Below are 26,102 nucleotides of genomic sequence, written 5' to 3' on the forward strand. Positions count from 1 at the left end.
ATGGCCAAAGAGAAATTCGCGCGTACGAAGCCGCACTGCAACATTGGCACGATTGGTCACGTGGATCACGGCAAGACGTCTTTGACGGCGGCGATCACGAAGGTTCTGGCCGAGACGGGCGGTGCGACGTTCACGGCGTATGACCAGATCGACAAGGCGCCGGAGGAGAAGGCGCGCGGGATCACGATCTCGACGGCGCACGTGGAGTACGAGACCACGAACCGGCACTACGCGCACGTGGATTGCCCGGGCCACGCCGACTACGTGAAGAACATGATCACGGGTGCGGCGCAGATGGACGGCGCGATCCTGGTGGTGTCGGCGGCCGACGGCCCGATGCCGCAGACCCGCGAGCACATCCTGCTGGCGCGCCAGGTCGGCGTGCCGGCCCTGGTGGTGTTCCTCAACAAGGTCGACCTCGTCGACGACGCCGAGCTGCTCGAGCTCGTCGAGATGGAGGTGCGCGAGCTCCTCTCGAAGTACGACTTCCCCGGCGACGACATCCCGATCACCAAGGGCTCGGCCAAGGTGGCGCTGGACAACGGCGACAAGGCGATCGGCCACGACGCGGTGCTGGCACTGATGGCGTCGGTGGATGCCTACATCCCGCAGCCGGAGCGTCCGATCGACAAGCCGTTCCTGATGCCGATCGAGGACGTGTTCTCGATCTCGGGCCGCGGCACGGTGGTGACGGGTCGCGTCGAGCGCGGCATCGTCAAGGTCGGCGAGACGGTGGAGATCGTGGGCATCCGCGACACCCAGACCACGACGGTCACGGGCGTCGAGATGTTCCGCAAGCTGCTCGACCAGGGCCAGGCGGGCGACAACGTCGGCGTGCTGCTGCGCGGCACCAAGCGCGAGGACGTCGAGCGCGGCCAGGTCGTGTGCAAGCCCGGCTCGGTCAAGCCCCACACCAAGTTCAAGGCCGAGGCCTACATCCTGACCAAGGAGGAGGGCGGCCGCCACACGCCGTTCTTCACCAACTACCGCCCGCAGTTCTACTTCCGCACCACGGACGTGACCGGCGTGTGCGTGCTGCCCGAGGGCACCGAGATGGTGATGCCCGGCGACAGCGTGACCATGGACGTCACCCTGATCGTGCCGGTGGCCATGGAAGAGAAGCTGCGCTTCGCCATCCGTGAAGGCGGACGCACCGTCGGCGCCGGCGTCGTCGCCGCCATCAACGATTAATCGCGCCGGCCGGTGGCCATGGAAGAGAAGCTGCGCTTCGCCATCCGTGAAGGCGGACGCACCGTCGGCGCCGGCGTCGTCGCCGCCATCAACGATTAATCGCGCCGTCCAAACGGTCAGTCTGCAGGGAACGATTGAGGGGCGGGTCCTCGCGCCCGCCCCTCAATCGCCCCGCCAAGGTTTCAGGTCATGAACGGTCAGAATATTCGCATCCGCCTCAAGGCGTTCGACCATCGCATCCTCGATGCGTCGACCCGCGAGATCGTCTCGACGGCCAAGCGCACCGGCGCCACCATCCGTGGTCCGATCCCGCTGCCGACGCATATCGAGAAGTTCACCGTCAACCGCTCGCCGCACATCGACAAGAAGTCGCGCGAGCAGTTCGAGATGCGCACCCACAAGCGCGTCCTCGATATCGTCGATCCGACGCCCCAGACCGTGGACGCGCTGATGAAGCTCGACCTCGCCGCCGGCGTGGACGTGGAGATCAAGCTCTGAGTCCCGCGGGGATTTAGAGCTTACCGTAGAATCGCGCGAGGGAGACACCTATGCGCTCAGGCGTCATCGCACAGAAGGTCGGCATGACCCGCATCTTTACGGATGCTGGGGAACATGTGCCCGTCACAGTGCTCAAAATCGATCAATGCCAGGTGGTAGCCCACCGTACCGTCGAAAAGAACGGCTACGTCGCCCTTCAGGTCGGCGTCGGCAAGGCCAAAGTGAAGAACGTGTCGGCTGCCGAGCGCGGCCGGTTCGCGGTCGCCAAGGTCGAGCCCAAGCAGAAGCTCGCCGAGTTTCGCGTGTCCGAGGACAAGCTGATCCCGGTCGGCGCCGAGATCACCGCCGACCACTTCATCCCGGGCCAGTTCGTCGACGTGACGGGCACCACCACGGGTAAGGGGTTCGCTGGCGGCATGAAGCGCTGGAACTTCGGCGGTCTCCGCGCCACTCACGGCGTCTCCATCTCGCACCGCTCGATCGGTTCGACCGGTGGCCGTCAGGACCCGGGCAAGACCTTCAAGAACAAGAAGATGCCCGGTCACATGGGCGTCGACCGTGTCACGACCCAGAACCTGCGCGTCGTTCGCACGGATCCTGAGCGCGGCCTGATCCTCGTCGAAGGCGCCGTCCCCGGCGTCGCCGGCGGCTGGATCCAGATCCGCGACGCGGTGAAGCGCAAGCTTCCCGCGGACGTTCCGCAGCCTGGCAAGTTCCGTGAGCAGGGCGCCTCGGCCCCCGCCACCGACGCGCCGGCTCCCGAGGCTCCCGCTTCCGAGGAGAACGCGTGATGAAGCTCGATATCACCACGCTCGATGGCGCCGGTGCCGGTTCCGTCGATCTGGACGAGACCATCTTCGGTCTCGAGCCCCGCGTCGACTTGCTCCAGCGCATGGTCCGCTGGCAGCTCGCCAAGCGTCAGGCCGGCACCCATGCGGTCAAGAACCGCTCGGACGTGAACCGGACGCGCAAGAAGCTGTACAAGCAGAAGGGCACCGGTAACGCCCGTCACGGCGCCGCCTCCGCCCCGCAGTTCCGCGGTGGTGGACGCGCCTTCGGTCCGGTCGTGCGCAGCCATGCCCACGACCTGCCGAAGAAGGTCCGCGCACTCGCCCTGAAGCACGCCCTCTCTGCGAAGGTGAAGGATTCGACCCTCATCATCGTCGACGACGTGAAACTAGCCGAGGGCAAGACCAAGGGGCTCGTCGAGCGCTTCGAGAAGATGGGCCTGTCCAGCGCCCTGATCATCGGTGGTGCCGAGGTGGACGTGAACTTCGCCCGCGCCGCCCGCAACATCCCGCAGATCGACGTGCTGCCGATCCAGGGCATCAACGTGTACGACATCCTGCGTCGCGAGAAGCTCGTGCTGACCCGCGCAGCGATCGATGCGCTGGAGGCGCGTTTCCAATGAGTGCCGATCCGCGCCACTACGACATCATCGTCTCCCCGGTCATCACCGAGAAGGCGACGAATCTCACCGAGCAGAACAAGGTCGTGTTCCGGGTTTCCCCGAAGGCGACCAAGCCGCAGATCAAAGAGGCGGTCGAGAAACTGTTCGACGTCAAGGTCACGGGCGTGAACACGCTCGTCACCAAGGGCAAGAAGAAGATTTTCCGCGGGCTTCGCGGACAGCGCTCGGACGTGAAGAAAGCGATCGTGACCCTCGCCGAGGGTGAGACGATCGACGTCACGACCGGCCTCTGAGACAAGTCGGGTTAAGGATTACCACCGATGGCCTTGAAGACATTCAAACCGGTCACGCCGAGCCTTCGCCAGCTCGTGCTCGTCGACCGCCGTGAGCTCTACAAGGGCAAGCCGGTCAAGAAGCTCACCGAGGGCAAGTCGTCGTCCGGCGGCCGCAACAACCTTGGCCGCATCACGGTCCGCTTTCGCGGCGGCGGTCACAAGCGCACGCTCCGCAACGTGGACTTCAAGCGTCGCGAGCAGATGGGCGTGTCCGCAACGGTCGAGCGGATCGAATACGATCCGAACCGCACCGCGTTCATCGCCCTGATCGCCTTCCCCGACGGCACGCAGAGCTACATCCTGGCTCCGCAGCGCCTGTCGCCCGGCGACAAGGTGATCGCGGCCGAGCAGGTCGACATCAAGCCCGGCAATGCCGGTCCGGTCGGCAACATGCCGGTGGGCACGATCGTCCACAACGTCGAGCTCAAGATCGGCAAGGGCGGCGCGATCGCCCGCTCCGCCGGCAACTACGCCCAGATCGTCGGCCGCGATCAGGGCTACGTCACGCTCCGCCTGAACTCGGGCGAGCAGCGCCTGGTCCACGGTCAGTGCTTCGCCAGCGTCGGCGCGGTGTCCAACCCGGACCACATGAACATCTCGCTCGGCAAGGCCGGCCGCAACCGCTGGCTCGGCAAGCGCCCGCACGTGCGCGGTGTTGCCATGAACCCGGTCGACCACCCGCACGGCGGCGGCGAGGGACGTACCTCCGGCGGCCGTAACCCGGTCACGCCCTGGGGCGTTCCCACGAAGGGGAAGAAGACCCGCTCGAACAAGCGGACCGACGTCTTCATCCTGTCCAGCCGTCATAACCGTAAGAAGTAACGCCCATGGCACGCTCGCTCTGGAAGGGGCCGTTCATCGACGGCTACCTCCTCAAGAAGGCCGAAGCCGCTCGCGGTTCCAGCCGTAACGAAGTCATCAAGATCTGGAGCCGCCGCTCCACGATCCTGCCGCAGTTCGTCGGGCTCACCTTCGGTGTGCACAACGGACAGAAGCACATCCCGGTCTACGTCTCCGAGGAAATGGTCGGCCACAAGTTCGGCGAGTTCTCGCCGACCCGCACCTTCCACGGTCACGCAGCCGACAAGAAGTCGAAGAGGCGCTGATCATGGGCAAGCCCGCCACTCCCCGCGCGCTCCCCGAGAACGAGGCTCAGGCCGTCGCGCGCATGCTGCGCGTCAGCCCGCAGAAGCTCAATCTCGTCGCGCAGCTCATTCGCGGCAAGAAGGTCGACTCGGCGCTCGCCGATCTCGAATTCTCTCGCAAGCGGATCGCCCGCGAGGTCAAGAAGTGCCTCGAGAGCGCCATCGCCAATGCCGAGAACAACCACAACCTGGACGTCGACGATCTCGTCGTCTCCCAGGCCTTCGTCGGCAAGGCGCTCGTGCTGAAGCGGTTCCACGCCCGTGCGCGTGGCCGCGGCGCCCGTATCCTGAAGCCCTTCGCGAACCTCACCATCGTGGTGCGCGAAGTCCCGACCGCCGAAGCGGCGTGAGGAGGACCTGATGGGCCAGAAAGTCAATCCGATCGGTTTGCGGCTCGGTATCAACCGGACCTGGGACTCCCGCTGGTTCGCCCAGAAGGGTGAATACGCCAAGCTCATGCACGAGGACGTCGCGATCCGCGCCGCCCTCATGAAGCAGCTCAAGCAGGCTGCCGTCTCGAAGATCGTCATCGAGCGTCCGCACCGGAAGTGCCGCGTCACCATCCACTCGGGTCGTCCGGGTGTGGTCATCGGCAAGAAGGGCGCGGACATCGAGAAGCTGCGCAAGCTGGTCGGGACGCTGACCAAGGCCGACGTGACGATCAACATCGTCGAGGTGCGCAAGCCCGAGATCGACGCCACCCTGGTGGCCGACTCGATCGCCCAGCAGCTCGAGCGCCGCGTCGCCTTCCGTCGCGCCATGAAGCGCGCCGTGCAGTCGGCCATGCGTCTCGGAGCCGAAGGCATCCGTATCAACTGCTCGGGTCGTCTCGGCGGCGCCGAGATCGCCCGCCAGGAGTGGTACCGCGAGGGCCGCGTTCCCCTGCATACCCTCCGCGCCGACGTCGATTACGGCGTCGCCACCGCCTTCACGACCTACGGGACGTGCGGCATCAAGGTGTGGGTGTTCAAGGGCGAGATCCTCGAGCACGACCCGATGGCACAGGACAAGAAGGCGCAGGAAGAGGGTGGCCGTTCGGGCGGCCGTCGCGAGCGCGATGGTGAGGGTGGCCGCGAGCGCGGCCGGCGCGAGCACGCCTGACGGCGTGTTCGTGACCCCGTCACCCAGAAAGGTGTTGAGAGGCTGCCATGTTGCAACCCAAGAAGACCAGGTTCCGTAAGCAGTTCAAGGGTCGCATCCACGGTGCGGCCAAGGGCGGCTTCGACCTCAACTTCGGGACGTTCGGCCTGAAGGCCGTCGAGCCCGAGCGCATCACCGCGCGCCAGATCGAGGCGGCCCGCCGCGCGATCACCCGCGAGATGAAGCGCCAGGGCCGTGTCTGGATCCGGATCTTCCCGGACGTTCCGGTCACGGCCAAGCCCACCGAGGTCCGCATGGGCTCCGGCAAGGGTGCACCCGAGTTCTGGGCTGCCCGCGTGCATCCCGGTCGTATCATGTTCGAAGTCGACGGCGTGGCCGAGGACGTCGCGAAAGAGGCCCTGCGCCTCGGCGCGGCGAAGCTCCCGATCCGCACGCGCGTCGTTCAGCGCATCGCTGATTGAGAGGGAGGGGATCATGAAGTCGTCGCAGAGACAGTCGGATCTGGCCGCCCTGTCGCCCGATCAGCTGAACGATGAGCTGCTGAACCTGAAGAAGGAGCAGTTCAACCTGCGCTTCCAGGGCGCCACCGGCCAGCTCGAGAACGTCGCGCGCGTCCGCGAAGTCCGCCGCGATATCGCCCGCGTCCGTACGCTCCAGCGTCAGAAGACGCTGAAGTCGGCGCAGGCCTGAGGAGTACACCATGCCGAAGCGCGTATTGCAGGGCGTCGTCGTCAGCGACAAGGGCGAGAAGACCATCGTCGTGAAGGTGGAGCGCCGCTTCACCCATCCGGTGATGAAGAAGACCGTCCGTCGCTCGAAGAACTACCACGCCCACGACGAGGCCAACGTCGCCAAGGTCGGACAGACCGTGTCGATCGAGGAATGCCGTCCTTTCTCGAAGACCAAGACCTGGAAGCTGGTCGAGGGCGCCGCCGCCACCGGGGCTGCTCCGGCCGAGGCCTGAGCGTCATGCACGGACGTTGAAGCGGGCGCTCGTCGGGGCGTCCGCTTTTTCGTTGCCACCTTCGGCTTGGCGGCCAGAAATCGTGCGAGCCGCGCGTTCCCGTCGGAGCGCGCGGATCCGCAAATAGACCTTGCGCGTTGGTGCCGCCCGGTGTAGTGGGCATGCCTTCGCGACAGATGAGAGGGGTGTCCGCACCCTTCGTACGCGGCGACCGCGCCGGAGTCCACGGACACCGATTGCGCGGCGTTTCATATGAGCCGGGGACATCAGATCCCCATCAGGCGTCGTCCGCCGGACAATACCGTCCGCGTGCGGAAACCCGCCTGAAACAATGGAAAGGTCACTGCCCGTGATCCAGATGCAGACGAATCTGGACGTCGCCGATAACTCTGGTGCGCGCCGCGTGATGTGCATCAAGGTTCTGGGCGGGTCGAAGCGTAAGTACGCCGGCGTCGGCGACATCATCGTGGTCTCCGTCAAGGAAGCCATTCCCCGGGGCCGCGTGAAGAAGGGCGACGTCATGAAGGCGGTCGTCGTTCGCACGGCGAAGGAAGTGAAGCGTCCCGACGGTTCGGTGATCCGCTTCGACAAGAACGCCGCCGTTCTGATCAACAATCAGAAGGAGCCGATCGGCACCCGCATCTTCGGACCGGTTCCGCGCGAGCTGCGCGCCCGCAACCACATGAAGATCATCTCGCTCGCGCCGGAGGTGCTGTAATGGCCGCCAAGGTCAAGAAAGGCGACAAGGTCGTCGTCCTCACTGGTCGCGACAAGGGTCGCTCGGGCGAGGTCATCCAGGTGCTTCCCAAGGAAGACCGCGCCCTGGTGCGCGGCATCAACCTGGTCAAGAAGCACCAGAAGCAGACGCAGAACCAGGAAGGCGGCATCGTCTCCAAGGAAGCTGCGATTCACCTGTCCAACATCGCCGTCGCCGACCCCAAGGATGGTCAGCCCACGCGCGTTGGTTTCCGCATTCTCGACGACGGCCGCAAAGTCCGGTTCGCCAAGCGCTCGGGGGATCTGATCGATGGCTGAGAAGAACACTGACGGGTACGTCCCGCGCCTGCGCAAGCACTACGACGAAGTGGTGCGCCAGAAGCTGATCGAAGAGTTCGGCTACAAGAACCCCATGCAGGTTCCGGTCATCGAGAAGATCGTGATCAACATGGGCGTCGGCGAGTCGACCGCCGATTCGAAGAAGGCGTCCGTCGCCGCCGGCGATCTCGCTCTCATCGCCGGCCAGAAGCCGGTCATCACCAAGGCCCGCAAGGCCATCGCGACCTTCAAGGTCCGCGAGGGCATGCCGATCGGCTGCAAGGTGACGCTGCGCAAGCAGCGCATGTACGAGTTCATGGATCGCCTGATCACGATCGCGCTCCCGCGCGTCCGCGATTTCCGCGGTCTGAACCCGCGTTCCTTCGACGGCAACGGCAACTACGCGCTGGGCCTCAAGGAGCACCTCGTGTTCCCGGAGATCTCGTACGACAAGGCCGAGGCCACCTGGGGCATGGACATCGTCATCCAGACGACGGCCCGCACCGATGCTGAGGCGCGCGCGCTCCTCACACAGTTCCGATTCCCGTTCCGGCAGTGAGCCCTTCCTAAGGTCTCAGACGCGGACACCGGAGAGAGAAATGGCAAAGAAAAGCTCGATCGAGAAGAACAAGCACCGCGAAGCGCTGGTGAAGCTCTACGCTCCCAAGCGCAAGGCGCTGCTTGCCACGGCGAATGACGAGTCCCTCGAAATGGAGGAGCGCTTCGAGGCGCGCCTCAAGCTCGCGGAACTGCCCCGCAATTCGTCCCCCACCCGCATCCGCAACCGCTGCGGCATGACCGGCCGTCCGCGCGCCTTCTATCGCAAGATGGGCATCTCGCGCATCGCGCTGCGCGAACTCGGCAACCAGGGTCTGATCCCCGGTCTCGTCAAGTCGAGCTGGTAAGGAGCAACCACCATGGTCAACGATCCCGTGGGTGATATGCTCACCCGCATCCGCAACGGTCAGCAGCGCCGCCGCAACGTCGTCCAGACGCCCGGCTCCCGCCTGCGCGCCAGCGTGCTCGACGTCCTCAAGTCCGAGGGCTACATCCGCGACTACGCGACCACGGATTACGGCAACGGCCGCACCGAGTTCGCGATCGAGCTGAAGTACTACGACGGCCAGCCCGTCATCCGCTCGATCCAGCGCGTGTCGAAGCCTGGCCGCCGCGTCTACTCGTCGGTCGGCGAGCTGCCGCGCGTCGCCGACGGTCTCGGCGTCACCATCGTGTCCACCCCGCAGGGCGTCATGGCCGACCACGAGGCGCGTGAGCGCAACGTCGGCGGTGAAGTGCTCTGCAAGGTGTTCTGATCTCGGACTTGGAGGAATAAGGCGATGTCTCGCGTAGGCAAGAAGCCCGTTCCCGTCCCGTCCGGCGTGACGGCCACGGTGACCGGTCAAACGGTGAAGATGAAGGGCTCCAAGGGCGAGCTCCAGTACGTTGTCCCCAACGTGGTCGACGTGAAGTTCGAGGACGGCGCCGTCTCGGTGCAGCCCAAGAACCAGACCAAGGAGGCCCGCTCGCTCTGGGGGACCTCCCGTGCACAGGTGGCGAACCTCGTCGAGGGCGTCTCCAAGGGCTTCGAGAAGAAGCTCGAGATCACCGGCGTGGGTTACCGCGCCGCGATGGCCGGCAAGGCTCTGAAGCTCTCGCTCGGCTACAGCCACGACATCGAGTACGAGATCCCCGCGGGGATCACGATCGCGGTGCCGAAGCCCACCGAGATCGTCATCTCCGGCATCGACCGGCAGGTGGTCGGCCAGGTGGCCGCCGAGATCCGCGACTATCGCGGCCCGGAGCCCTACAAGGGCAAGGGCGTGAAGTACGCGGGCGAGTTCATCTTCCGCAAGGAAGGCAAGAAGAAGTAAGGGCCGCCGAACATGTCACGCAAAATCGATGCACTCGACCGCCGCAAGGCGCGTGTGCGCCGCGCGCTGCGGGCGGCGGCCAACGGACGGCCCCGGCTCTCGGTGTTCCGTTCGTCCAAGCAGATCTACGTCCAGGTCATCGACGACGCGGCGGGCAAGACCCTCGCTGCGGCCTCGAGCCTCGACAAGGATCTCCGCACCGGCCTGAAGACCGGGGCCGACGTCTCGGCGGCGCAGGCCGTCGGCAAGCTCGTCGCCGAGCGCGCCAAGGCCGCCGGCGTCACCCAGGTGATCTTCGATCGCTCGGGCTACCTCTATCACGGGCGCGTCAAGGCGCTCGCCGAAGCCGCCCGCGAGGGTGGCCTCGAGTTCTAAGATTGGCGGAGGAGGGCGGCTCGCGCCGCTCTCCGTTCCAGACGATTCAAGCGAGCGGGTCCGCCACCCGCGCCAGTGAGATGGACATTCAGTATGGCACGTGAACGTGAAGGCGGGGGCCGCGGCCGCCGCGATGAGCGCGAGGAGCGCGACAGCGAGTTCGTGGACAAGCTCGTCCACATCAACCGGGTCGCCAAGGTGGTGAAGGGCGGCCGTCGCTTCGGCTTCGCAGCCCTCGTCGTCGTCGGCGATCAGAAGGGCCGCGTCGGCTTCGGCCACGGCAAGGCACGCGAAGTGCCCGAGGCGATCCGCAAGGCCACGGAAGCCGCCAAGCGTGGTCTCGTCCGCGTGGCGCTCCGCGAGGGCCGCACCCTGCACCACGACGTCTACGGTCGTCACGGCGCCGGCAAGGTCATCCTGCGCGCCGCCCCCCAGGGCACCGGCATCATCGCCGGCGGTCCGATGCGCGCCGTCTTCGAGACGCTGGGCATGCAGGACGTGGTGGCCAAGAGCCTCGGCTCCTCGAACCCCTACAACCTCGTGCGCGCCACCTTCGAGGCGCTCAAGAACGAAGACAGCCCGCGCTCCGTCGCGGCCCGTCGCGGTCTCAAGGTGTCGGCTCTCCAGGCCCGTCGCCGCGATGCCGATCCGTCCGACATGTCCGAAGCCGCAGTCGCGTAAGGGGAGGGTCCGATGGCACAGAAGACTCTCCGGGTCGAGCAGATCGGCTCGCCCATCCGCCGCGAAGGCGACCAGCGCGCGACGCTGATCGGCCTGAAGCTCAACAAGCTGCACCGGGTCTCCGAGCTGGAGGATACCCCCTCCGTGCGCGGCATGATCCGCAAGGTGCAGCACCTCGTGCGCGTTCTCAGCGACGCGGCCTGAGGGAGGGCATCATGAAACTCAACGAACTTCGCGACAACGACGGCGCCACCAAGAATCGGATGCGCGTCGGCCGGGGCATCGGCTCCGGCAAGGGCAAGACCGCGGGACGCGGCGTTAAGGGTCAGAAGGCCCGCACCGGCGTCTCCATCAAGGGCTTCGAGGGCGGCCAGATGCCGCTGCATCGTCGTCTGCCGAAGCGCGGCTTCAACAACCTGTATTCCACGGACCTGAACGAGGTGAATCTCGGTCGCGTCCAGCAGGCTGTCGATGCCGGCCGCATCGAGGCGGGCGCCACCGTCACCGTCGAGACGCTGATCGCCGCCGGCATCTGCGCTCGCGCCCGTGACGGCGTGAAGCTCCTCGGCGTCGGTGAACTGACCACCAAGCTGACCTTCGAGGTCACCCGCGCGTCGAAGTCGGCGATCGAGGGTGTCGAGAAGGCCGGCGGCACGGTCGCCGTGACCTATGGCGACGGTGTCTCCACCCGGGGCAAGCCCGCCCGCGTGGTTGCGTAGCCCAACGCCAGACTTTAAGTCGAAGCTCTGAGCGGCGGCCCGTGCAACCTCGCGCGTGGCCGCCGTATCAGTTTAAGGGGAGCCTCGGCTCCCGTACGGATCGATATCAGGAACCGGTGCCATGGCCTCAGCCGCCGAGCAGCTTGCCGCGAACCTCAATTTCGGGGCCATCGCCAAGGCCGACGAGCTCAAGAAGCGCATCTGGTTCACGCTGGGCGCGCTCATCGTGTTCCGCCTCGGAACCTACATCCCGATCCCTGGCATCGATCCGGAGCAGTTCGCGCGGAACTTCCAGCAGCAATCGGGCGGCGTGCTCGGGCTCTTCAACATGTTCTCCGGCGGTGCCGTCGAGCGCATGGCGATCTTCGCGCTCAACATCATGCCGTACATCTCGGCCTCCATCATCATCCAGCTCCTGACCTCGGTGATCCCGAGCCTCGAGGCGCTGAAGAAGGAAGGCGAGTCCGGCCGCAAGGTCATCAACCAGTACACCCGCTACCTCACGGTCGTGCTGGCGCTGGTCCAGTCCTGGGGCATCGCCTTCGGCCTGCAGGGATCGAGCGCCGCGATCGAGCCCGGTCCGTTCTTCATCCTGTCCACCGTCATCACCCTGACGGGCGGCACGCTCTTCCTGATGTGGATCGGCGAGCAGATCACGTCGCGCGGCATCGGGAACGGCTCCTCGCTGATCATCTTCGCCGGCATCGTCGCCCATCTGCCGGTGGCGATCGTCGGCGCGCTCGAGCTGAGTCGCACCGGTGCGCTGTCCTCGGCCGTCATCCTCGGCATGGGCGTGGCCGCCATCGCCCTGGTCTATTTCATCGTGTTCATGGAGCGGGCCCAGCGTCGCCTGCTGATCAACTACCCGAAGCGCCAGGTCGGCAACCGCATGTACGAGGGCCAGACCTCGTTCCTGCCGCTGAAGCTCAACACCGCCGGCGTGATCCCGCCGATCTTCGCCTCGTCCCTGCTGCTCCTGCCCGCGACGGTGGCGAGCTTCTCGGCCAATAACGGCGGCACCGGCATCCTGGCCACGATCACCACCTATATCGGCCATGGCCGGCCGCTCTACATGGTGCTCTACGCGGCCCTGATCATCTTCTTCGCGTTCTTCTACACCGCCGTGGTCTTCAATCCGGAGGAGACGGCGGACAACCTGAAGAAGCATGGCGGCTTCATTCCCGGCATCCGGCCGGGCGAGCGCACCGCGGCCTTCATCGACAAGGTGCTGACCCGCATCACCCTGATCGGCGCGCTGTACCTCACCTTCGTCTGCCTAGTACCCGAGATCCTGGCCTCCTACTCGTCGGCCGCCATCGGCTTCGGCGGCACATCCCTGCTGATCGTGGTCTCGGTGACCATGGACACGGTGGCGCAGATCCACGGTCACCTGATGGCCCACCAGTACGAAGGCCTCGTCAAAAAGGCGAAGCTGCGCGGGGCGACGCGCCGGCGCTGACGGCGCGGCGGGCTTCGCGCCCACCGCCGCCCTCGCTAGAGTTCAGAGACCCGGCCCCGCGCAGGATCGCCGGATAACCAAGCCGAACGGACCTGAGGAAACGACACCATGCGCATCATCCTGCTTGGGCCGCCCGGCGCGGGGAAGGGGACGCAGTCCGAGCGGATCGTGGCACGCTATGGCATTCCGCAGCTCTCGACCGGCGACATGCTGCGCGCCGCCGTCGCGGCCGGCACGCCGGTCGGCCTGCAGGCGAAGAGCGTGATGGAATCGGGCGGCCTCGTCTCGGACGCGATCGTGGTCGGCATCGTCGCCGACCGCATCGAGGAGGCGGACGCCAAGACGGGCTTCATCCTCGACGGATTTCCGCGCACCGTGGAGCAGGCCAAGGCCCTCGATGCGATGCTGGCGCAGAAAGGCATCGCTCTCGACACCGTCATCGAGTTCGTCGTGGACGAGGATGCCCTGGTCGGCCGGATCGCAAAGCGCGCCCAGGAAACGGCGGCCCGCGGTCAGCCCGTGCGCAAGGACGACACACCCGAGGTGTTCAAGACCCGCCTCGATGCCTATCGCAAGCAGACGGCGCCTCTGTCCGACTACTACGCCGGGACCGGGCTCCTGCAGACCATCGACGGCATGAAGCCGGTCGACGCGGTCTCCGAGGATCTCGTGGCGATCCTCGACCGCCACACCGCCCCCGCGAACTGACCCGAGGCGCGGGTGGCGCGGCCCTTCGGCCGCGGTCTTCCCGGGTTGACACATCCTCCGGCCCGCGCTAGTGGGCCGGTCTTCGTTCAGAGGAAGTGGGTCCGGATCGCCTCTCCAAGAGGCCGATGCGGGCCGATTTGTCGTTTTGGACGGCGCGCAGGGGCCGGTCTCCACCGGACGCGCGTGACACCCGGCCCGGCCTCAGGTCCGGCGCCCCCATGGAGAGACATCTTGGCTCGTATCGCTGGCGTTAACATCCCGACCAACAAGCGCGTCGTCATCGCGCTGCAGTACATCCACGGCATCGGCCCCAAGAAGGCCGAGGAGATCACCGGCAAGGTCGGGATCCCGGCCGAGCGCCGCGTCAACCAGCTGACCGACGCCGAAGTGCTGTCGATCCGCGAGACCATCGACCGCGACTACATCGTCGAGGGCGACCTGCGCCGCGAAGTCTCGATGAACATCAAGCGCCTGATGGATCTCGGCTGCTACCGTGGCCTGCGCCATCGCCGCAACCTGCCCGTCCGCGGCCAGCGCACGCACACCAACGCGCGCACCCGCAAGGGCAAGTCCAAGCCGATCGCCGGCAAGAAGAAGTAATCGGATCGAATTGGGAGGCTCTGCTCGGCCTCCCGCCCGTCGCGCAGGACCTCCCGCGCGGCGGATCCCGCCACGTGGCACGGTGATCCAAGCCCGCGCCGCCGGCACCCTAGAAGACTCCCGAGCGCCTGGAATGACGGGCGCGCCTGAAGGACGAGAGAACACATGGCCAAGGAAGCAACCCGCGTTCGTCGCCGCGAACGCAAGAACATCGTTTCGGGCGTCGCCCACGTGAACGCCTCGTTCAACAACACGATGGTCACCATCACCGACGCCCAGGGCAACACCATCTCGTGGTCGTCCGCCGGCGCCATGGGCTTCAAGGGCTCGCGCAAGTCGACCCCCTACGCTGCCCAGGTCGCGGCCGAGGACGCCGCCCGCAAGGCTGCCGAGCACGGCATGCGCACCCTCGAGGTCGAGGTCTCCGGCCCGGGTTCCGGTCGTGAATCGGCCCTGCGCGCCCTGCAGGCCGCCGGCTTCACCGTGACGTCGATCCGCGACGTGACCTCGATCCCGCACAACGGCTGCCGCCCGCGCAAGCGTCGTCGCGTCTGAGCGGACGCCGTCGCGAACTTTTGGGACCTGTCACGGAGACGCGCGTGTCGAATGCTCAGAATCCGCTTCCGGGTGTGCTGCGGTGGAGCTTGGGTGATCTGACGGTCACGGTGATGAATGACGGCTACCTTCAGGGGTCGCTGGATCTCGTCACCGGGATCGATCGTGCGGAGGCCGGCGCCTTACAGGCCGCCGGCTTTCGCGCGCAGGATCCCCGAATCACGCTCAACGCGTTCCTGATCACGGGTCCCGGGCGCAAGCCGCTCCTCATCGACAGCGGGATGGGCCATTTCGGTGGCCCGTCCCTCGGTCGCGTTCCGGCGGCCCTCGCGGCGGCCGGCGTCTCGCCGGACAGCATCGAGACCGTGCTGCTGACGCATCTGCATCCCGACCATGCCGGCGGCCTGATCACGGATGACGGCGCCGCGGCCTATCCGAATGCCGAGCTCGTGGTGCATGCCGACGAGGCGGCGCACTGGCTCGACGACGGAGCCCTCGCCCGCGCGCCGGACGGGGCGAAGCCGTATTTCGAGATGGCCCGGAAGGCGACCTCACCCTACGGCCGGCGCCTTCGTACCGTCGTGGGCGGCAGCGTCGCCCCCGGGATCGAGGCGGTCCCGCTGCCGGGGCACACGCCGGGACATACCGGCTATCGCATCACGTCGGACGACGCGTCGCTTTTGATGTGGGCGGACATCGTTCACCTGCCGGCGATCCAGTTCAAGCAGCCGGAAGCCGGTATGGTCTTCGACACAGACGTGGATCAGGCACGCGCCGTGCGCCGCCGGATGCTCGACGCCGTCGCGGCCGACCGGACCTTCGTGGCGGGTGCGCACCTGGAGTTTCCGGCCCTGGGCTACGTCGCCCGGGACGGGGCCGCCTACAGTTTCGTTCCGGAACTCTGGGTCGCGGCCCAGTAACGGTCCGCGCTCGACGCGGACGCAACAGTTTCCAGCCCGCCGGGCGCCGATGGCGCGGCGTCGACGGGCGATGCGTGGACCACCTGTGTGGCCCGCGCCGATCTTGCGAGAGGTAGCATCGTGGTCATTCAGAAGAACTGGCAAGAGCTCATCAAGCCGAACAAGCTCCAGGTCTCGACCGGGCACGACCCCAAGCGGGTCGCCACCGTCGTCGCCGAGCCCCTCGAGCGCGGCTTCGGCACCACGCTCGGCAACTCCCTGCGCCGCGTGCTGCTGTCCTCGCTCCAGGGCGCAGCCGTGACCTCGGTGCAGATCGACGGCGTGCTGCACGAATTCTCGTCGATCCCCGGCGTGCGCGAGGACGTGACCGACATCGTCCTCAACATCAAGACCATCGCCATCCGCTCGCAGACCGAGGCGCCCAAGCGCCTGACCCTGCGCAAGACCGGCCCCGGAATCGTCACCGCCGGCGACATCGGCACGGTGGGCGACGTCCAGATCCTGAATCCCGACCTCGTCATCTGCACCCTCGATGACGGCGCCGAGATCCGCATGGAATTCACGGTTGCGACCGGCAAGGGTTACGTCCCGGCCGAGCGCAACCGTCCCGAGGACGCGCCGATCGGTCTGATCCCGGTGGACGCGCTGTTCTCGCCCGTCACCAAGGTGTCCTACCGCATCGAGACCACCCGCGAGGGTCAGGATCTCGACAAGGACAAGCTGACGATGACGATCGAGACCAACGGCGCCGTGTCTCCGGAGGATGCCCTGGCCTATGCCGCGCGCATCATCCAGGACCAGCTCCAGGTGTTCGTGAACTTCGAGGAGCCCCGCAAGGAGGAGGCGCAGCCGCTCGCGCCGCAACTCCCCTTCAACCCGGCCCTTCTCAAGAAGGTCGACGAGCTCGAGCTCTCGGTGCGTTCGGCCAACTGCCTGAAGAACGACAACATCGTCTACATCGGCGACCTCATCCAGAAGTCCGAGGGCGAGATGCTGCGCACCCCGAACTTCGGCCGCAAGTCGCTCAACGAGATCAAGGAAGTCCTCGCCGCGATGGGCCTCCACCTCGGCATGGACATCCCCGGCTGGCCGCCGGAGAACATCGAGGATCTCGCCAAGCGCTTCGAAGAGCACTACTGAGGCGAGCCGTCGCAAGCCAAACGTGGCGGCGCCTCTCGGCGCCGCCGGTTCGGCCGACGCCATCGGGGTTCGCTTCACGCCAACTCCCAAACGAATCCCGCCGCGGGGTCATGCGGAATGAACAGCCCCGAAGAACCATTCGGAGGGGTGCTTGGCCGTACCGTGGCACGGCGGCCATCAACCAAGGACAGCCATCATGCGTCATGGATTTCGCGGTCGTCGTTTCAACCGCACCACCGAACACCGCAAGGCGATGTTCGCCAACATGTCGGCCGCGCTGATCAAGCACGAGCAGATCGTCACCACCCTGCCGAAGGCCAAGGATCTGCGTCCAGTCATCGAGAAGCTGATCACCCTCGGCAAGACCGACAGCCTGCATGCCCGCCGCCTCGCCATGTCGCAGATCCGCGACGAGGCCATGGTCCGCAAGCTCTTCGCCGTGATCGGCCCGCGCTACAACACCCGTCCGGGCGGCTACTGCCGCATCATGAAGGCCGGCTTCCGCTACGGCGACAACGCCCCGCTGGCCGTCATCGAGTTCGTCGACCGTGACGTCGACGCGCGCGGTAAGGATTCCGGCCCGGTTCTGGTGGACGACGCGGCGTAAGCCGCACCGCGATCCGACGACGAATCAGGCGGCCTCCGGGCCGCCTTTTTTGTTGGCCGCCGTGTCGGCCTCAGGCGGCCCGGTCGAGGAGCCGCGAGACCGCCGCCGCGAGTTCGGCCGACTCGAAGGGCTTGCGCAGCACGGGCAGGTCGGCCGGGATCGGGATCGCCTCGGCGTGGCCCGTGACGATGAGCACCGGCACATCGGACCAGCGCGCGCGCACGATCTCGGCGAACTCGACGCCGGTCATGCCGGGCATCGCCAGGTCGGCGACGACGAGGTCGAAGCGACCCTGTTCCATCAGCGACAGGGCGGTGGAGCCGTCGCTGGCCTCGCGCTCGCTGTAGCCGAAGCTCGACAGGAACGAGGCGGTCACATGCCGGACCTCGGAATCGTCGTCGACGACGAGGATGCGGGCGGCCCGGGCGGCCGGCAAGGCGGCCCCGGGCGATGGCACTTCGCTCGGGCTCGCCGCCTCGACCCGCGGCAGGATGATCTGGACGCGGGTGCCTTCCCCCGGCGCACTCTCGATGCGAAGGCGCCCGCGGGATTGCTGGGCGAGACCGAACACCATGGCGAGGCCGAGTCCCGTGCCCTGGCCCACAGCCTTGGTGGTGAAGAACGGCTCGCAGACCCGGGCGAGGATTTCCGGTGCGATGCCGCTTCCCGAATCGACGATCTCCACGGACAGGTAGGCACCGGCCGGCAAGTCGGGATCGGTCTCGAGGGCGAGACTGCGGGTGGCCACGACGATCCGGCCGCCCTCCGGCATCGCGTCGCGGGCGTTGATGCAGAGATTGAGGATCGCGAGTTCGAGCTGGTCCGGGTCGACGCAGGCGGCAGGCGCCTCGGGCGCGAGGATCGTCTCGACGGTGACGAGGCCGCCGAGGCTCCCGGCGAGCAGGTCGTGCATCCCGGTGATGAGGCCATTCACGTCGACGGCGCGGGGGCGCAGGTCGCGGGAGCGGCTGAAGCTGAGGAGGCGCTTGGTCAGGGAGGCGCCGCGCTGGGCCGCCTGCATCGCGTTGCCGACGAGGCGCTGGACCCGCGGCTGCTCGGCGACCTTGGGCGCGACGAGTTCGAGGCTGCCGAGGATCGCCATCAGCAGGTTGTTGAAGTCGTGGGCGATGCCGCCGGCCAGGGTGCCCAGGGCCTGCATCTTGTCCGACTGGCGCAGGCGCGCCTCCAGGGTCTTCTGCTCGGTCACGTCGCGCTCGATGGTGGCGAGGTGAGTGATCTCACCCGCCGCGTCGCGGATCGGCACGCGCGTGACGTGGCGCCAGCGTTCCGCCCCGATCGCGCCCTCGGCGACCAGGCTGTCGCTCGGCTCTCCGGCCGCGATGGCGGCGGCATCGGCGCTGCGGATCGCCTCCCCGCCGTCGAGGACCGCATCCTCGGTGCGCCCGAGACAGCCGGCGACGTCGCCGCCGAGGCGGGCGGCCTTGCGCGCGTTGAGGCGCACGAAGCGTCCGTCCGCATCCTTGAAGGAGATCGCGTCCTCGGCGTTGTCGAGGAGGCCGCGCAGGAGCGCCCGCTCGGTGGCGAGGTCCCGGCCGAGCTGGTGGCGTTCGTAGGCCTGGCGCACGGTGTTGCGCAGCAGGTTCGCGTCCCAGGGCTTCGTCGCGTAGCCGGTGATTCCGCCCTGGTTCAGGGCCGCGACCACCGCGCTCATGTCGGCGTAGCCGGTGAGCAGGATCGCCTGGGCGTCGTGGACCTTGCGCGCCTCGGCCAGCATGGCGTCGCCGGTCATGCCCGGCATGCGCTGGTCCGAGAGGATGACGGCGACGTCCGGGTTGGCCGCCAGGATCTGCAGCGCCTCGGCCGGCTTCGTCGTCGTGAGGACGCGGTACTGGTCCTCGAAAAGGTCTTCGAGGGCGATGAGGATGTCCGGTTCGTCGTCGACGGCGAGGATCGTGCCCAGTGACATGCTCAACCCGTCTGCCGTGGAATGCCGATCACGAAACAGGCCCCACCTCCGGGAGCGGCCTCGACGCTGAGCGTGCCGCTATGCGCCTGGACGACACTGTAGGCAATCGCGAGGCCGAGGCCTGTCCCCGAGCCGACGGGCTTGGTGGTGAAGAACGGCTCGAAGATCTTCTCGCGCAGCGCTTCGGGAATGCCCGGACCGGTGTCGCTGATGCGGATGACGTCGGTGTCGGGAAGGCTGCGCGTCTCGATGGTGATGGTTCCGGCCTCGGGCATCGCGTCCGCGGCATTGCCGAGGATGTTCATGACGACCTGGTTCAGGAGGGCGGGCGTGCAGTGGATCTCCGGCCGGCCGCCGAACTCCCGCACCACCGCGATCCGGTCGCCGAGCTTGTGCTGGATCAGGGCGAGGACGGTCTCGATCGCCTCCGGCACGTGCACCAGGGTGCGCTCGCCCTCGTCGAGGCGGGAGAACTTGCGCAGGTTGAGGACGAGGTCCTGGATGCGGGTGAGGCCCATCCGCATGGCCCCGACGCGGTCGCCGCATTTCTTGAGCCGGCGCGGGCTGTCGGGCGAATCGGGTGCGGCGGCGACCTCGCCGAGAATGCGCTCCACGGTGCCCTGATGGGCGAGGATGAAGGCCAGAGGATTGTTGATCTCGTGGGCGATGCCCGCCACGAGCTCGCCGAGGGAGGCCATCTTGGCTGCCTGGACGAGCTTGGCCTGGGCGTCGGTGAGCTTGCGGTTGGCGGTGGCGAGGTCCGCATTGGCCTGCTCGAGGGCCCCGGCCAGGGCAGCGCGAGCCTCCGCCGCCTCGGCCTCCGCCCGGGCGCGCTCCAGGGCGCGCTCGCGGGCACCGAATTCCCCGGCGATCCGGCGGTTGTCCTCCTCCAGGAGCTTGCGGCGCACGAGGCTGCGCACCCGCATCACCAGGATCTCGCCGTCGGCTTTCGACACGACATCGTCGGCCCCCGCCGCGAAGGCCTCGACGAGGAAGTCCTTGGCCGGATTGGAACCGGCGATCCCGACCACCTGGAAGGTCGGGGCACCGGCCTCGCGGCCCGCGAGCCCGGCATTGCGGTGGTCGCTGATCGCCCGGCACAGGGCGAGGCCGTCATAGGTCGTGGCGAGGAGGTCGATCGTCACGCAGTCGAAGGCGGCGCCCTCCGTCGCGAGGGCCGCGAGGGCCGCGTCGTGGCTGTCGGCCGTGGTGACCTCCTGGCCCTCATGGGCGAGGAGGCTGGCCAGGAAGGTCCGATAGGTGGCGCTCGCATCGACCACGAGGACGCGGCCGCGGCGGAAGGCTGAGACACCCGGCCCGTCGCTGCCGCCCATGCGCTCGCGCAGCAGGGCGCGGATGCGCAGCACGAGGAGGTCCCGATCGGCGGATTTCGCCACGTAGGCGTCGGCGCCGCTCTCCAGGCCCTGGCGCTCGCCATCGCGCGCGCCGGTGAGCATCAGCAAGGGCAGGGCGCGAGTGCGCAGGGAGAGCCGGAGCTGGCGGGCAAACTCGTCGCCGTTCATGCCGGGGAGATGGTGATCCGCCACCACAAGATCGGGCAGGCGGGTGTTGAGGTGGTCGAGGGCCGCCTCGGCGGTGGCGCAGCGCTCCACCGCGTAGCCCTTCGACTCGAGCAGGAGCCGCAATTCGAGGGCCTGGGTCTCGGAATCCTCGACGAGGAGGAGGCGGGGCGGAGCGGCCTCGGTCACGGCGCGGCCTCCGCGACGCGGGCGAGATGGGCGGCGATCCGGTCCAGGGGCAGGACGGTTCCGGCGGCCGAGAGGCGGATGGCGGCGGCCGGCATCCCGAACACCACCGCGGTGGTCTCGTCCTCGGCCACGGTGTGGCCTCCGGCGCGACGCATGTCGAGGAGGCCGAGGGCGCCGTCCTCGCCCATCCCGGTCAGGAGGACACCGATGCCGCGGGCGCCGGCATGCCGGGCGACGGAGCGGAACAGGGCCGTGGCGGCCGGACGCTGGCCGCCGACCGGAGCGGCGTCGCTGATCCGCAGGTGACCGCCGCCGCCGAGTTCCAGGTGCCGGTCCCCCGGAGCCACGTAGACGCGGCCGGGCTCGGCGCGCTCGCCCTCGCGGGCGAGGGCGACCGGCAGCCCGACGACCCCGTTCAGCCAGGTGGCGAAGCCCTCCATGAAGGCGGACCCCATGTGCTGGACGACGAGGACCGGAAGCTGAAAGTTCGCGGGTAGCGCCCCGATCACCCGGGCGAGGGCGGGAGGCCCGCCGGTCGAGGCCGCGATGGCGAGCACGCTGGCGGATTCCGGTACCCTCAGGGCCGCGGCCACCGGCGGCGGGGTAGCGACGCGACCGGCCCATTCCGAACCGATCGGCCGGCGCCGGATCACCGGCACGGCGGCCATGATGCGCAGCTGCGTGCAGATCTCGCTGGCGGCGGCATCGTAGCCGGCGTGGGTGGTGGCCACCGGCTTCTCGACCACCGATAGGGCGCCCGCCCGCAGGGCGTTCATGGAGATCCGCAGGGAGGAATCCTCGATCGAATCGGCGATGACCACGATGGGCGTCGGTCGCTCGGCCATGATCCGCCGGGTCGTCTCCAGACCGTCGATGCCGGGCAGGCGGATATCCATCGAGACGACGTCCGGGCGGATCTGCCCGATCGTCGCCAGAGCCTCCTCACCGGAGGCCACGGCCGCGACGACCTCCAGGCGCGGATCCCGGCCGACGATGTGGATGAGGAGCTGACGCACCACCAGGGAATCCTCGACCAGCATCACCCGCACGCGCGCGGGCGCCCCCGGCGTCGTTTCGTCCCGCCCGTGTCCGCTCACAGCAATTGTCCGATGGTGTCGAGGAGCTTGCGCTGGTCGAAGGTCTGCTTCGTCAGGTAGGCGTCCGCCCCGAGGTCGAGGCCGCGGGCCACGTCCTCCGCATCGCCGCGGGACGTCATCAGGACGATCGGCAGGCGCGCGAAGGCCTCATCGGCGCGCAGGGCCTTGAGCAGGCCGAAGCCGTCGAGACGCGGCATCTCCACGTCGGCGACGACGAGATCCACGGGTTCGACGCCCGCGCGCAGACGGTCGAGCGCGTCCTGGCCGTCCACGCAGACGACGACGCGGTACCCTGCCGCTTCCAAGATACCCTTCTCCAAGGTTCGCGTGGTGATGGAATCGTCTACGACAAGGATCGTCGAACGTGGCGCCTGCGCGATCGTTCCGCGGTTGCCCGTGGGTTGCGGCGCCGCAGCCGCGCCGGCCTCGCCCGCGCGTGCGATCAGCCCCTCGGCGTCGAGGACGAGGGCGGGCCGGTCCCCGGGCAGGATCACCGTTCCGGTGATCAGGCGGGGATCGATTCCGATCGGCGGGGCCGGCAGCACCCGCAGCGTCGTCACGTCGGACAGCCCATCCACGGCGAGCACGCATCGGCGCCCGTTGCCGCGGAGCAGGATCGCCGAACGGCCGGCTTCGCCCCCTTCCGCCGGGGCCGGAAGGCCGAGGAGGTTCATCAGATCGAGGACCGGCAGGCTGACGGCGCCGCCGTCGATCTCCACCTGCGCCACCGTGCGGCCCATCACCTGCGCGAGATCGCCACGATCCAGGCGCAGCAGGCGCTCGGCCGAGGCGCTCGGGATCGCGTAGGTGATCCCGCCGGCACGGACGAGGAGCATCGCCCGCCGGGCGGCCGAGAGCGGCAGCGCCATCACGAGCTCGGTTCCGACGGGGCTGCGCGGGCCGAGCCGGACCGTTCCGCCGAGCCGACGCGCGGCGTCGGCCACCACCGAGAGGCCGATGCCGCGACCCGAAAGGGTGTCGACGGCGGAGGCGGTGGAGAAGCCGGGCTCGAACACCAGGGCGAGGAGCGCCTCCGGTTCCGGATCGGCGTCCGCGCTGAGCAGGCCGCGGCGGCGGGCGGTCTCGGCGATGGCGGCGAGGTCCGGCCCGCGGCCGTCATCGTGCACGCGGACGACGAGGCGTCCCCCCTGGACCTCGACGTCGAGGCCGATGGCCAGAGCATCCGGCTTGCCGAGGCGCCGGCGCGTGTCGGGCGTCTCGGCGCCGTGGCTGAGCGCGTTGCGAAGGGCGTGTAGGACGGGGTCCTTGAGGGTCTGGAGCATCCCCCGGTCGACGGGGAGATCGAGGCCGCGCGCGGTCACCTCGATGGTCCGGTCCGCCTCACGGGCGTGGTCGCGCAGGGCTCGCGCGAAACCGCCAAAGGCGGTCTCGGCCGGGACCAGGGCCAGGCGCTCGGCCTCGCCGGCGACCCGGCTCATGGCGCCGTCCACGGAGGAGGCGAGGGCGCTGCGAACCCGAGCCAGATCGGCAGCGTCGCGCGCCAGGGCGAGGAGCCCGGTCTCCAGGGCCCGCATGTCCACCTCGGTTTCCGAACCTCGGGCGCCGCGCCGGCGCTCGGTGAGGCGGGCGAGGTCGGAGGCCCGGCGGCCGAGGCGGGCGAGGCCCTCGGCGAGCACCGCCTCGCCGCCGAGGGCGCTGGCGAGTTCGTGCGTCGCCCGCGTCAGCGCCTCGACCGCGTCGGCCGGGACCCGCAAGAGTGTCTGCGCAGCCTCGCCAGGAGCCTCCGCCGGACCGGGCTTCGGTGCCGGAGGAGGGGGCAGGACACCGGGGGAATGCGGGGCAGGGGGCGACGGCTCGGGCACCGCGATGGCCTGCGGGTCGAGGGCACGGTCGAGGGCCGCGAGGGCGTCGTCCGGCATGTCCGGACCGGCACCGTCCGTCAGCCCGGCCACGTAGGCCTCGACCCGGTCGAGGGCGAGGTGGACGGCGGCGGTGTCCGTGCGCGACAGGCCGCCCTCCTGTGCCACCACGCGCTCGAACAGGGTCTCCAGGCGATGGGCAACGGCTTCCACCGCCGGAAGGTCGACGGCCCGGGACGCGCCCTTCAGGCTGTGCGCCCGCCGGAAGACGTCGTTCCAATCGGGGACATGCTCGCTGCCCTCGCCCCCCAGGGCGGCGCGGATCGCATCGATGTGCTCGCGGTGCTCGACCTCGAACGCCGCGAGAAGAAGCTGGCGAATGTCCATCGGTCGCCTAAGGCCGTCCCAGGGTTGCGGCGGGTTCCGAACCGACGGAATCCGCGCGAAGCCATTCGTGAACCATGCGCTTCCAGATCCTTCCGGCGCTTCGGAAATCCGAAAACCGTGTCAGTGCCGGTAGCGCTCGGCCAGCGCCATCAGGGCCTGGGCGAGTTCGGTGAGATTGGCGGAGGCCGCCTCGACCTCGCGGGTGCCGGCGGCGGTCTGCTGGCTCGCCTGGCGGATGTTTTGCAGGGCGCCCATCACCTGCTCGATGCCGAGCTGCTGCTGGTTCGTCGAGGCGACGATCTGCTGGAAAGTTTGCACGCTCTCCTCGACCCGGGCGGTGATCTCCTCGATGGTCCGCTGCGTGGTGTCGGAGCGGGCCTTGCCGGTGGCGGCGCGCTTGACCGCCTCCTCGGTGAGCATGACCGAGGTGTTGATGCCGCGCTGGATCTCGCCGAGGATCGTGCGGACCTGCCCGGTGGCCGCCTTCGCCTGGTCGGCCAGGAGCTTCATCTCGGAGGCCACCACCGCGAAGCTGCGCCCGCTCTCGCCGGCCGCCGCCGCCTCGATGGCGGCGTTCAGCGCCAGGAGGTGGGTGCGTTCCGAGATGTCGTTGACCGTGGTGATGATGTCGCCGATCGCCTGGGTCTTCTCGGAGAGCGCGACGATGTTTCCGGCCACCGCCTCGGCCTGCTCGCGGATCGAGTCCATGGCGCGGGCCGTGTCGGCCACCGCGCGCAGGCCGGCCCTCGAGGTCTGGGCGGTCGATTGCGCGGTGGCGATGACCTCGCCGGCGCGCTTGCCGATCTGGGCGCCCGAATGGGTGATCTCGTCGACCGTGGCGGCCGTTTCCTGCACCGCGGCGAACTGTTCCTCGACGCTGGCCGCCTGCTCCTGGGCGGAGGCGCGGATCTCGGCCGCCGCTGCGTTGAGGTCCGAGGTGGCGGCCCGGTTGGTCCGGGCGAGATCGGCGAGGCCCGCCACCATGCGGTTGAGGGTGCGCCCGAGCCGGCCGATCTCGTCCTTGCCGCGGGCGTCGAGGGTGCCCGAGAGGTCGCCCTCGCCGACCCGCTCGGCGAAGGCCATCACCGCCTCCAGGGGCCGCACCACGGCGCGGCTGATCAGCAGGGTGATGAGGATGCTGAGAACGATGCAGGCGGCCAGCGTCAGCAGGATGGAGAGACGGCTGCGCTCGTAGAGATCGGCGACGCTGCGCTGCCCGGCGGCGATGCCCTCGTCGAGGGCGTTGCGGGTCCGCTCGATGTCGTTGAGGAACATCTCCTGGCTGCGGTTGAGCGCCTCGTTGCGCGCCTCGACCCCATCGACATCCTTGGCGACGACGGCGGCGAGCTGCGCCTCGCTCGCGCTGCGCAGCTCGCGCAGCTCGGCCATGGCTTCGATGGCGACGCCGTTGATCTTGCGCCAGGCGAGGGCGCGTTCCTCGGATGCGGAGCGGGCCCGATAGCCCTCCGTGGCGCGGACGAGCTCGGCCAGGATCGCGTCCGCCTCCGTAGCGGTCCGTCGCCACGAGGCGGAGCCGTCATCCCGCTCCGGGCCGCCCCGGGCCCGCATCAGCAGCGCGATGATCGCGTTGCGGCGCTGGAGACCCATGTCGCGGGCCTTGTTGGCGAGGTCGTCGAGCTGGCGCCCCACCAGGAGGTCGCGGGTGACGATGGCATCGGTGGTGTCGCGCACCACGCCGATCTGCCCGAGGGCATAGAAGCCGAGCGCCACGATGACGACGGTGATGGCGACGAAGCCGAGGAGGATGCGTTTTCCGATCGAGATCGACACGTGGGGCTCCAGGCTTCGGAAAATCGACCGAGGCCGTGGCAGGCGGCGCCCCGGGG

The 26,102-nt window shown here is 68.4% G+C and carries 33 protein-coding genes and 1 pseudogene; 29 read left to right on the plus strand and 5 right to left on the minus strand.

The window, feature by feature from the left end; all coding sequences use genetic code 11:
• The 29 genes and pseudogenes from tuf to rplQ all read left to right on the plus strand — a co-directional run bounded on the left by tuf (position 1) and on the right by rplQ (position 17,315).
• Positions 1 to 1,290 (plus strand): annotated as a pseudogene (tuf, locus tag ASF49_RS06460) (elongation factor Tu).
• A 90-nt stretch (positions 1,291 to 1,380) separates the two neighbouring features.
• The gene (gene rpsJ, locus ASF49_RS06465; protein WP_018044230.1) at positions 1,381 to 1,689 is read left to right on the plus strand and encodes a 30S ribosomal protein S10; all 309 of its coding nucleotides are present in this window, start codon (positions 1,381 to 1,383) and stop codon (positions 1,687 to 1,689) included.
• Positions 1,690 to 1,739: 50 nt separating this feature from the next.
• A complete protein-coding gene (rplC, locus tag ASF49_RS06470) occupies positions 1,740 to 2,480 on the plus strand; it encodes a 50S ribosomal protein L3 (RefSeq protein ID WP_056469590.1) in 741 nt (246 codons plus the stop codon).
• Positions 2,480 to 3,100, plus strand: coding sequence for a 50S ribosomal protein L4 (rplD, locus tag ASF49_RS06475; protein ID WP_056469592.1), 621 nt, complete (start codon positions 2,480 to 2,482; stop codon positions 3,098 to 3,100). The genes rplC and rplD overlap by 1 nt, the downstream gene beginning before the upstream one ends.
• A complete protein-coding gene (locus ASF49_RS06480) occupies positions 3,097 to 3,393 on the plus strand; it encodes a 50S ribosomal protein L23 (RefSeq protein WP_018044227.1) in 297 nt (98 codons plus the stop codon). The genes rplD and ASF49_RS06480 overlap by 4 nt, the downstream gene beginning before the upstream one ends.
• A 27-nt stretch (positions 3,394 to 3,420) precedes the next feature.
• Positions 3,421 to 4,257, plus strand: a complete 837-nt coding sequence (rplB, locus tag ASF49_RS06485; RefSeq protein WP_055949274.1) for a 50S ribosomal protein L2 — start codon at positions 3,421 to 3,423, stop codon at positions 4,255 to 4,257.
• 5 nt (positions 4,258 to 4,262) lie between these two features.
• Positions 4,263 to 4,541 (plus strand): 30S ribosomal protein S19, encoded by a 279-nt coding sequence (gene rpsS, locus ASF49_RS06490; protein ID WP_055949278.1) that lies wholly within the window; start codon positions 4,263 to 4,265, stop codon positions 4,539 to 4,541.
• 2 nt (positions 4,542 to 4,543) lie between these two features.
• Positions 4,544 to 4,930: a 50S ribosomal protein L22 gene (rplV, locus tag ASF49_RS06495; protein ID WP_055949281.1), complete on the plus strand. Its 387-nt coding sequence runs from the start codon at positions 4,544 to 4,546 to the stop codon at positions 4,928 to 4,930.
• A 10-nt stretch (positions 4,931 to 4,940) separates the two neighbouring features.
• Entirely contained in the window at positions 4,941 to 5,681 is a 741-nt protein-coding gene (rpsC, locus tag ASF49_RS06500; RefSeq protein ID WP_055949284.1) for a 30S ribosomal protein S3, read from the plus strand.
• 47 nt (positions 5,682 to 5,728) lie between these two features.
• The gene (gene rplP, locus ASF49_RS06505; protein WP_055949287.1) at positions 5,729 to 6,142 is read left to right on the plus strand and encodes a 50S ribosomal protein L16; all 414 of its coding nucleotides are present in this window, start codon (positions 5,729 to 5,731) and stop codon (positions 6,140 to 6,142) included.
• Between the two features lie 13 nt (positions 6,143 to 6,155).
• Positions 6,156 to 6,371 (plus strand): 50S ribosomal protein L29, encoded by a 216-nt coding sequence (gene rpmC, locus ASF49_RS06510; protein WP_018044221.1) that lies wholly within the window; start codon positions 6,156 to 6,158, stop codon positions 6,369 to 6,371.
• Positions 6,372 to 6,381: 10 nt separating this feature from the next.
• Positions 6,382 to 6,645, plus strand: a complete 264-nt coding sequence (gene rpsQ / locus ASF49_RS06515) for a 30S ribosomal protein S17 (protein ID WP_056469597.1) — start codon at positions 6,382 to 6,384, stop codon at positions 6,643 to 6,645.
• 349 nt (positions 6,646 to 6,994) lie between these two features.
• A complete protein-coding gene (gene rplN / locus ASF49_RS06520) occupies positions 6,995 to 7,363 on the plus strand; it encodes a 50S ribosomal protein L14 (protein ID WP_055949294.1) in 369 nt (122 codons plus the stop codon).
• Positions 7,363 to 7,680 (plus strand): 50S ribosomal protein L24, encoded by a 318-nt coding sequence (rplX, locus tag ASF49_RS06525; RefSeq protein ID WP_056183523.1) that lies wholly within the window; start codon positions 7,363 to 7,365, stop codon positions 7,678 to 7,680. The genes rplN and rplX overlap by 1 nt, the downstream gene beginning before the upstream one ends.
• Positions 7,673 to 8,239: a 50S ribosomal protein L5 gene (gene rplE / locus ASF49_RS06530; RefSeq protein ID WP_056469600.1), complete on the plus strand. Its 567-nt coding sequence runs from the start codon at positions 7,673 to 7,675 to the stop codon at positions 8,237 to 8,239. Before rplX ends, rplE begins: the two co-directional genes overlap by 8 nt.
• A 40-nt stretch (positions 8,240 to 8,279) precedes the next feature.
• A complete protein-coding gene (gene rpsN, locus ASF49_RS06535) occupies positions 8,280 to 8,585 on the plus strand; it encodes a 30S ribosomal protein S14 (protein WP_056183527.1) in 306 nt (101 codons plus the stop codon).
• A 12-nt stretch (positions 8,586 to 8,597) separates the two neighbouring features.
• Positions 8,598 to 8,993 carry a 30S ribosomal protein S8 gene (gene rpsH, locus ASF49_RS06540; RefSeq protein WP_055881679.1) on the plus strand — a complete coding sequence of 132 codons (396 nt, stop codon included), beginning with the start codon at positions 8,598 to 8,600 and terminating at the stop codon, positions 8,991 to 8,993.
• A gap of 24 nt (positions 8,994 to 9,017) precedes the next feature.
• Complete coding sequence (gene rplF, locus ASF49_RS06545; protein WP_055949306.1) at positions 9,018 to 9,551, plus strand: 50S ribosomal protein L6; 534 nt, start codon at positions 9,018 to 9,020, stop codon at positions 9,549 to 9,551.
• Between the two features lie 12 nt (positions 9,552 to 9,563).
• Complete coding sequence (gene rplR, locus ASF49_RS06550; protein WP_056469602.1) at positions 9,564 to 9,926, plus strand: 50S ribosomal protein L18; 363 nt, start codon at positions 9,564 to 9,566, stop codon at positions 9,924 to 9,926.
• 93 nt (positions 9,927 to 10,019) lie between these two features.
• Entirely contained in the window at positions 10,020 to 10,607 is a 588-nt protein-coding gene (gene rpsE / locus ASF49_RS06555; protein ID WP_055949312.1) for a 30S ribosomal protein S5, read from the plus strand.
• A gap of 12 nt (positions 10,608 to 10,619) precedes the next feature.
• Positions 10,620 to 10,811 (plus strand): 50S ribosomal protein L30, encoded by a 192-nt coding sequence (gene rpmD / locus ASF49_RS06560; RefSeq protein WP_056469605.1) that lies wholly within the window; start codon positions 10,620 to 10,622, stop codon positions 10,809 to 10,811.
• A gap of 11 nt (positions 10,812 to 10,822) precedes the next feature.
• On the plus strand, positions 10,823 to 11,326 hold the full coding sequence (rplO, locus tag ASF49_RS06565; RefSeq protein WP_056469608.1) for a 50S ribosomal protein L15: 504 nt from the start codon (positions 10,823 to 10,825) through the stop codon (positions 11,324 to 11,326).
• Positions 11,327 to 11,447: 121 nt separating this feature from the next.
• Positions 11,448 to 12,785 (plus strand): preprotein translocase subunit SecY, encoded by a 1,338-nt coding sequence (gene secY, locus ASF49_RS06570; protein WP_056469611.1) that lies wholly within the window; start codon positions 11,448 to 11,450, stop codon positions 12,783 to 12,785.
• A 108-nt stretch (positions 12,786 to 12,893) separates the two neighbouring features.
• Positions 12,894 to 13,493, plus strand: a complete 600-nt coding sequence (locus tag ASF49_RS06575) for an adenylate kinase (protein ID WP_056469616.1) — start codon at positions 12,894 to 12,896, stop codon at positions 13,491 to 13,493.
• A gap of 231 nt (positions 13,494 to 13,724) precedes the next feature.
• Positions 13,725 to 14,093: a 30S ribosomal protein S13 gene (rpsM, locus tag ASF49_RS06580; RefSeq protein ID WP_019904471.1), complete on the plus strand. Its 369-nt coding sequence runs from the start codon at positions 13,725 to 13,727 to the stop codon at positions 14,091 to 14,093.
• Positions 14,094 to 14,258: 165 nt separating this feature from the next.
• Positions 14,259 to 14,648: a 30S ribosomal protein S11 gene (rpsK, locus tag ASF49_RS06585; protein ID WP_056091630.1), complete on the plus strand. Its 390-nt coding sequence runs from the start codon at positions 14,259 to 14,261 to the stop codon at positions 14,646 to 14,648.
• A 44-nt stretch (positions 14,649 to 14,692) separates the two neighbouring features.
• Positions 14,693 to 15,568 (plus strand): MBL fold metallo-hydrolase, encoded by an 876-nt coding sequence (locus ASF49_RS06590; protein ID WP_056469618.1) that lies wholly within the window; start codon positions 14,693 to 14,695, stop codon positions 15,566 to 15,568.
• A gap of 120 nt (positions 15,569 to 15,688) precedes the next feature.
• The gene (locus tag ASF49_RS06595; RefSeq protein WP_056183544.1) at positions 15,689 to 16,708 is read left to right on the plus strand and encodes a DNA-directed RNA polymerase subunit alpha; all 1,020 of its coding nucleotides are present in this window, start codon (positions 15,689 to 15,691) and stop codon (positions 16,706 to 16,708) included.
• A 196-nt stretch (positions 16,709 to 16,904) separates the two neighbouring features.
• A complete protein-coding gene (rplQ, locus tag ASF49_RS06600) occupies positions 16,905 to 17,315 on the plus strand; it encodes a 50S ribosomal protein L17 (protein ID WP_055949338.1) in 411 nt (136 codons plus the stop codon).
• A 70-nt stretch (positions 17,316 to 17,385) separates the two neighbouring features.
• Here rplQ and ASF49_RS06605 read toward each other — a convergent pair whose 3' ends face one another.
• The 5 genes from ASF49_RS06605 to ASF49_RS06625 form a co-directional block, all read right to left on the minus strand.
• The gene (locus tag ASF49_RS06605) at positions 17,386 to 19,242 is read right to left on the minus strand and encodes a response regulator (RefSeq protein ID WP_056469619.1); all 1,857 of its coding nucleotides are present in this window, start codon (positions 19,240 to 19,242) and stop codon (positions 17,386 to 17,388) included.
• Positions 19,243 to 19,244: 2 nt separating this feature from the next.
• Positions 19,245 to 20,951: a response regulator gene (locus tag ASF49_RS06610; protein WP_056469620.1), complete on the minus strand. Its 1,707-nt coding sequence runs from the start codon at positions 20,949 to 20,951 to the stop codon at positions 19,245 to 19,247.
• Positions 20,948 to 21,991 (minus strand): chemotaxis-specific protein-glutamate methyltransferase CheB, encoded by a 1,044-nt coding sequence (cheB, locus tag ASF49_RS06615; protein WP_056469621.1) that lies wholly within the window; start codon positions 21,989 to 21,991, stop codon positions 20,948 to 20,950. Before cheB ends, ASF49_RS06610 begins: the two co-directional genes overlap by 4 nt.
• Before the next feature lie 53 nt (positions 21,992 to 22,044).
• Complete coding sequence (locus tag ASF49_RS06620) at positions 22,045 to 24,255, minus strand: hybrid sensor histidine kinase/response regulator (RefSeq protein ID WP_056469622.1); 2,211 nt, start codon at positions 24,253 to 24,255, stop codon at positions 22,045 to 22,047.
• Positions 24,256 to 24,375: 120 nt separating this feature from the next.
• Positions 24,376 to 26,046 carry a methyl-accepting chemotaxis protein gene (locus ASF49_RS06625; protein WP_056469623.1) on the minus strand — a complete coding sequence of 557 codons (1,671 nt, stop codon included), beginning with the start codon at positions 26,044 to 26,046 and terminating at the stop codon, positions 24,376 to 24,378.
• Positions 26,047 to 26,102: the final 56 nt, after the last annotated feature.

The organism is Methylobacterium sp. Leaf104, from assembly GCF_001422885.1.
Classification (GTDB): Bacteria; Pseudomonadota; Alphaproteobacteria; order Rhizobiales; family Beijerinckiaceae; genus Methylobacterium.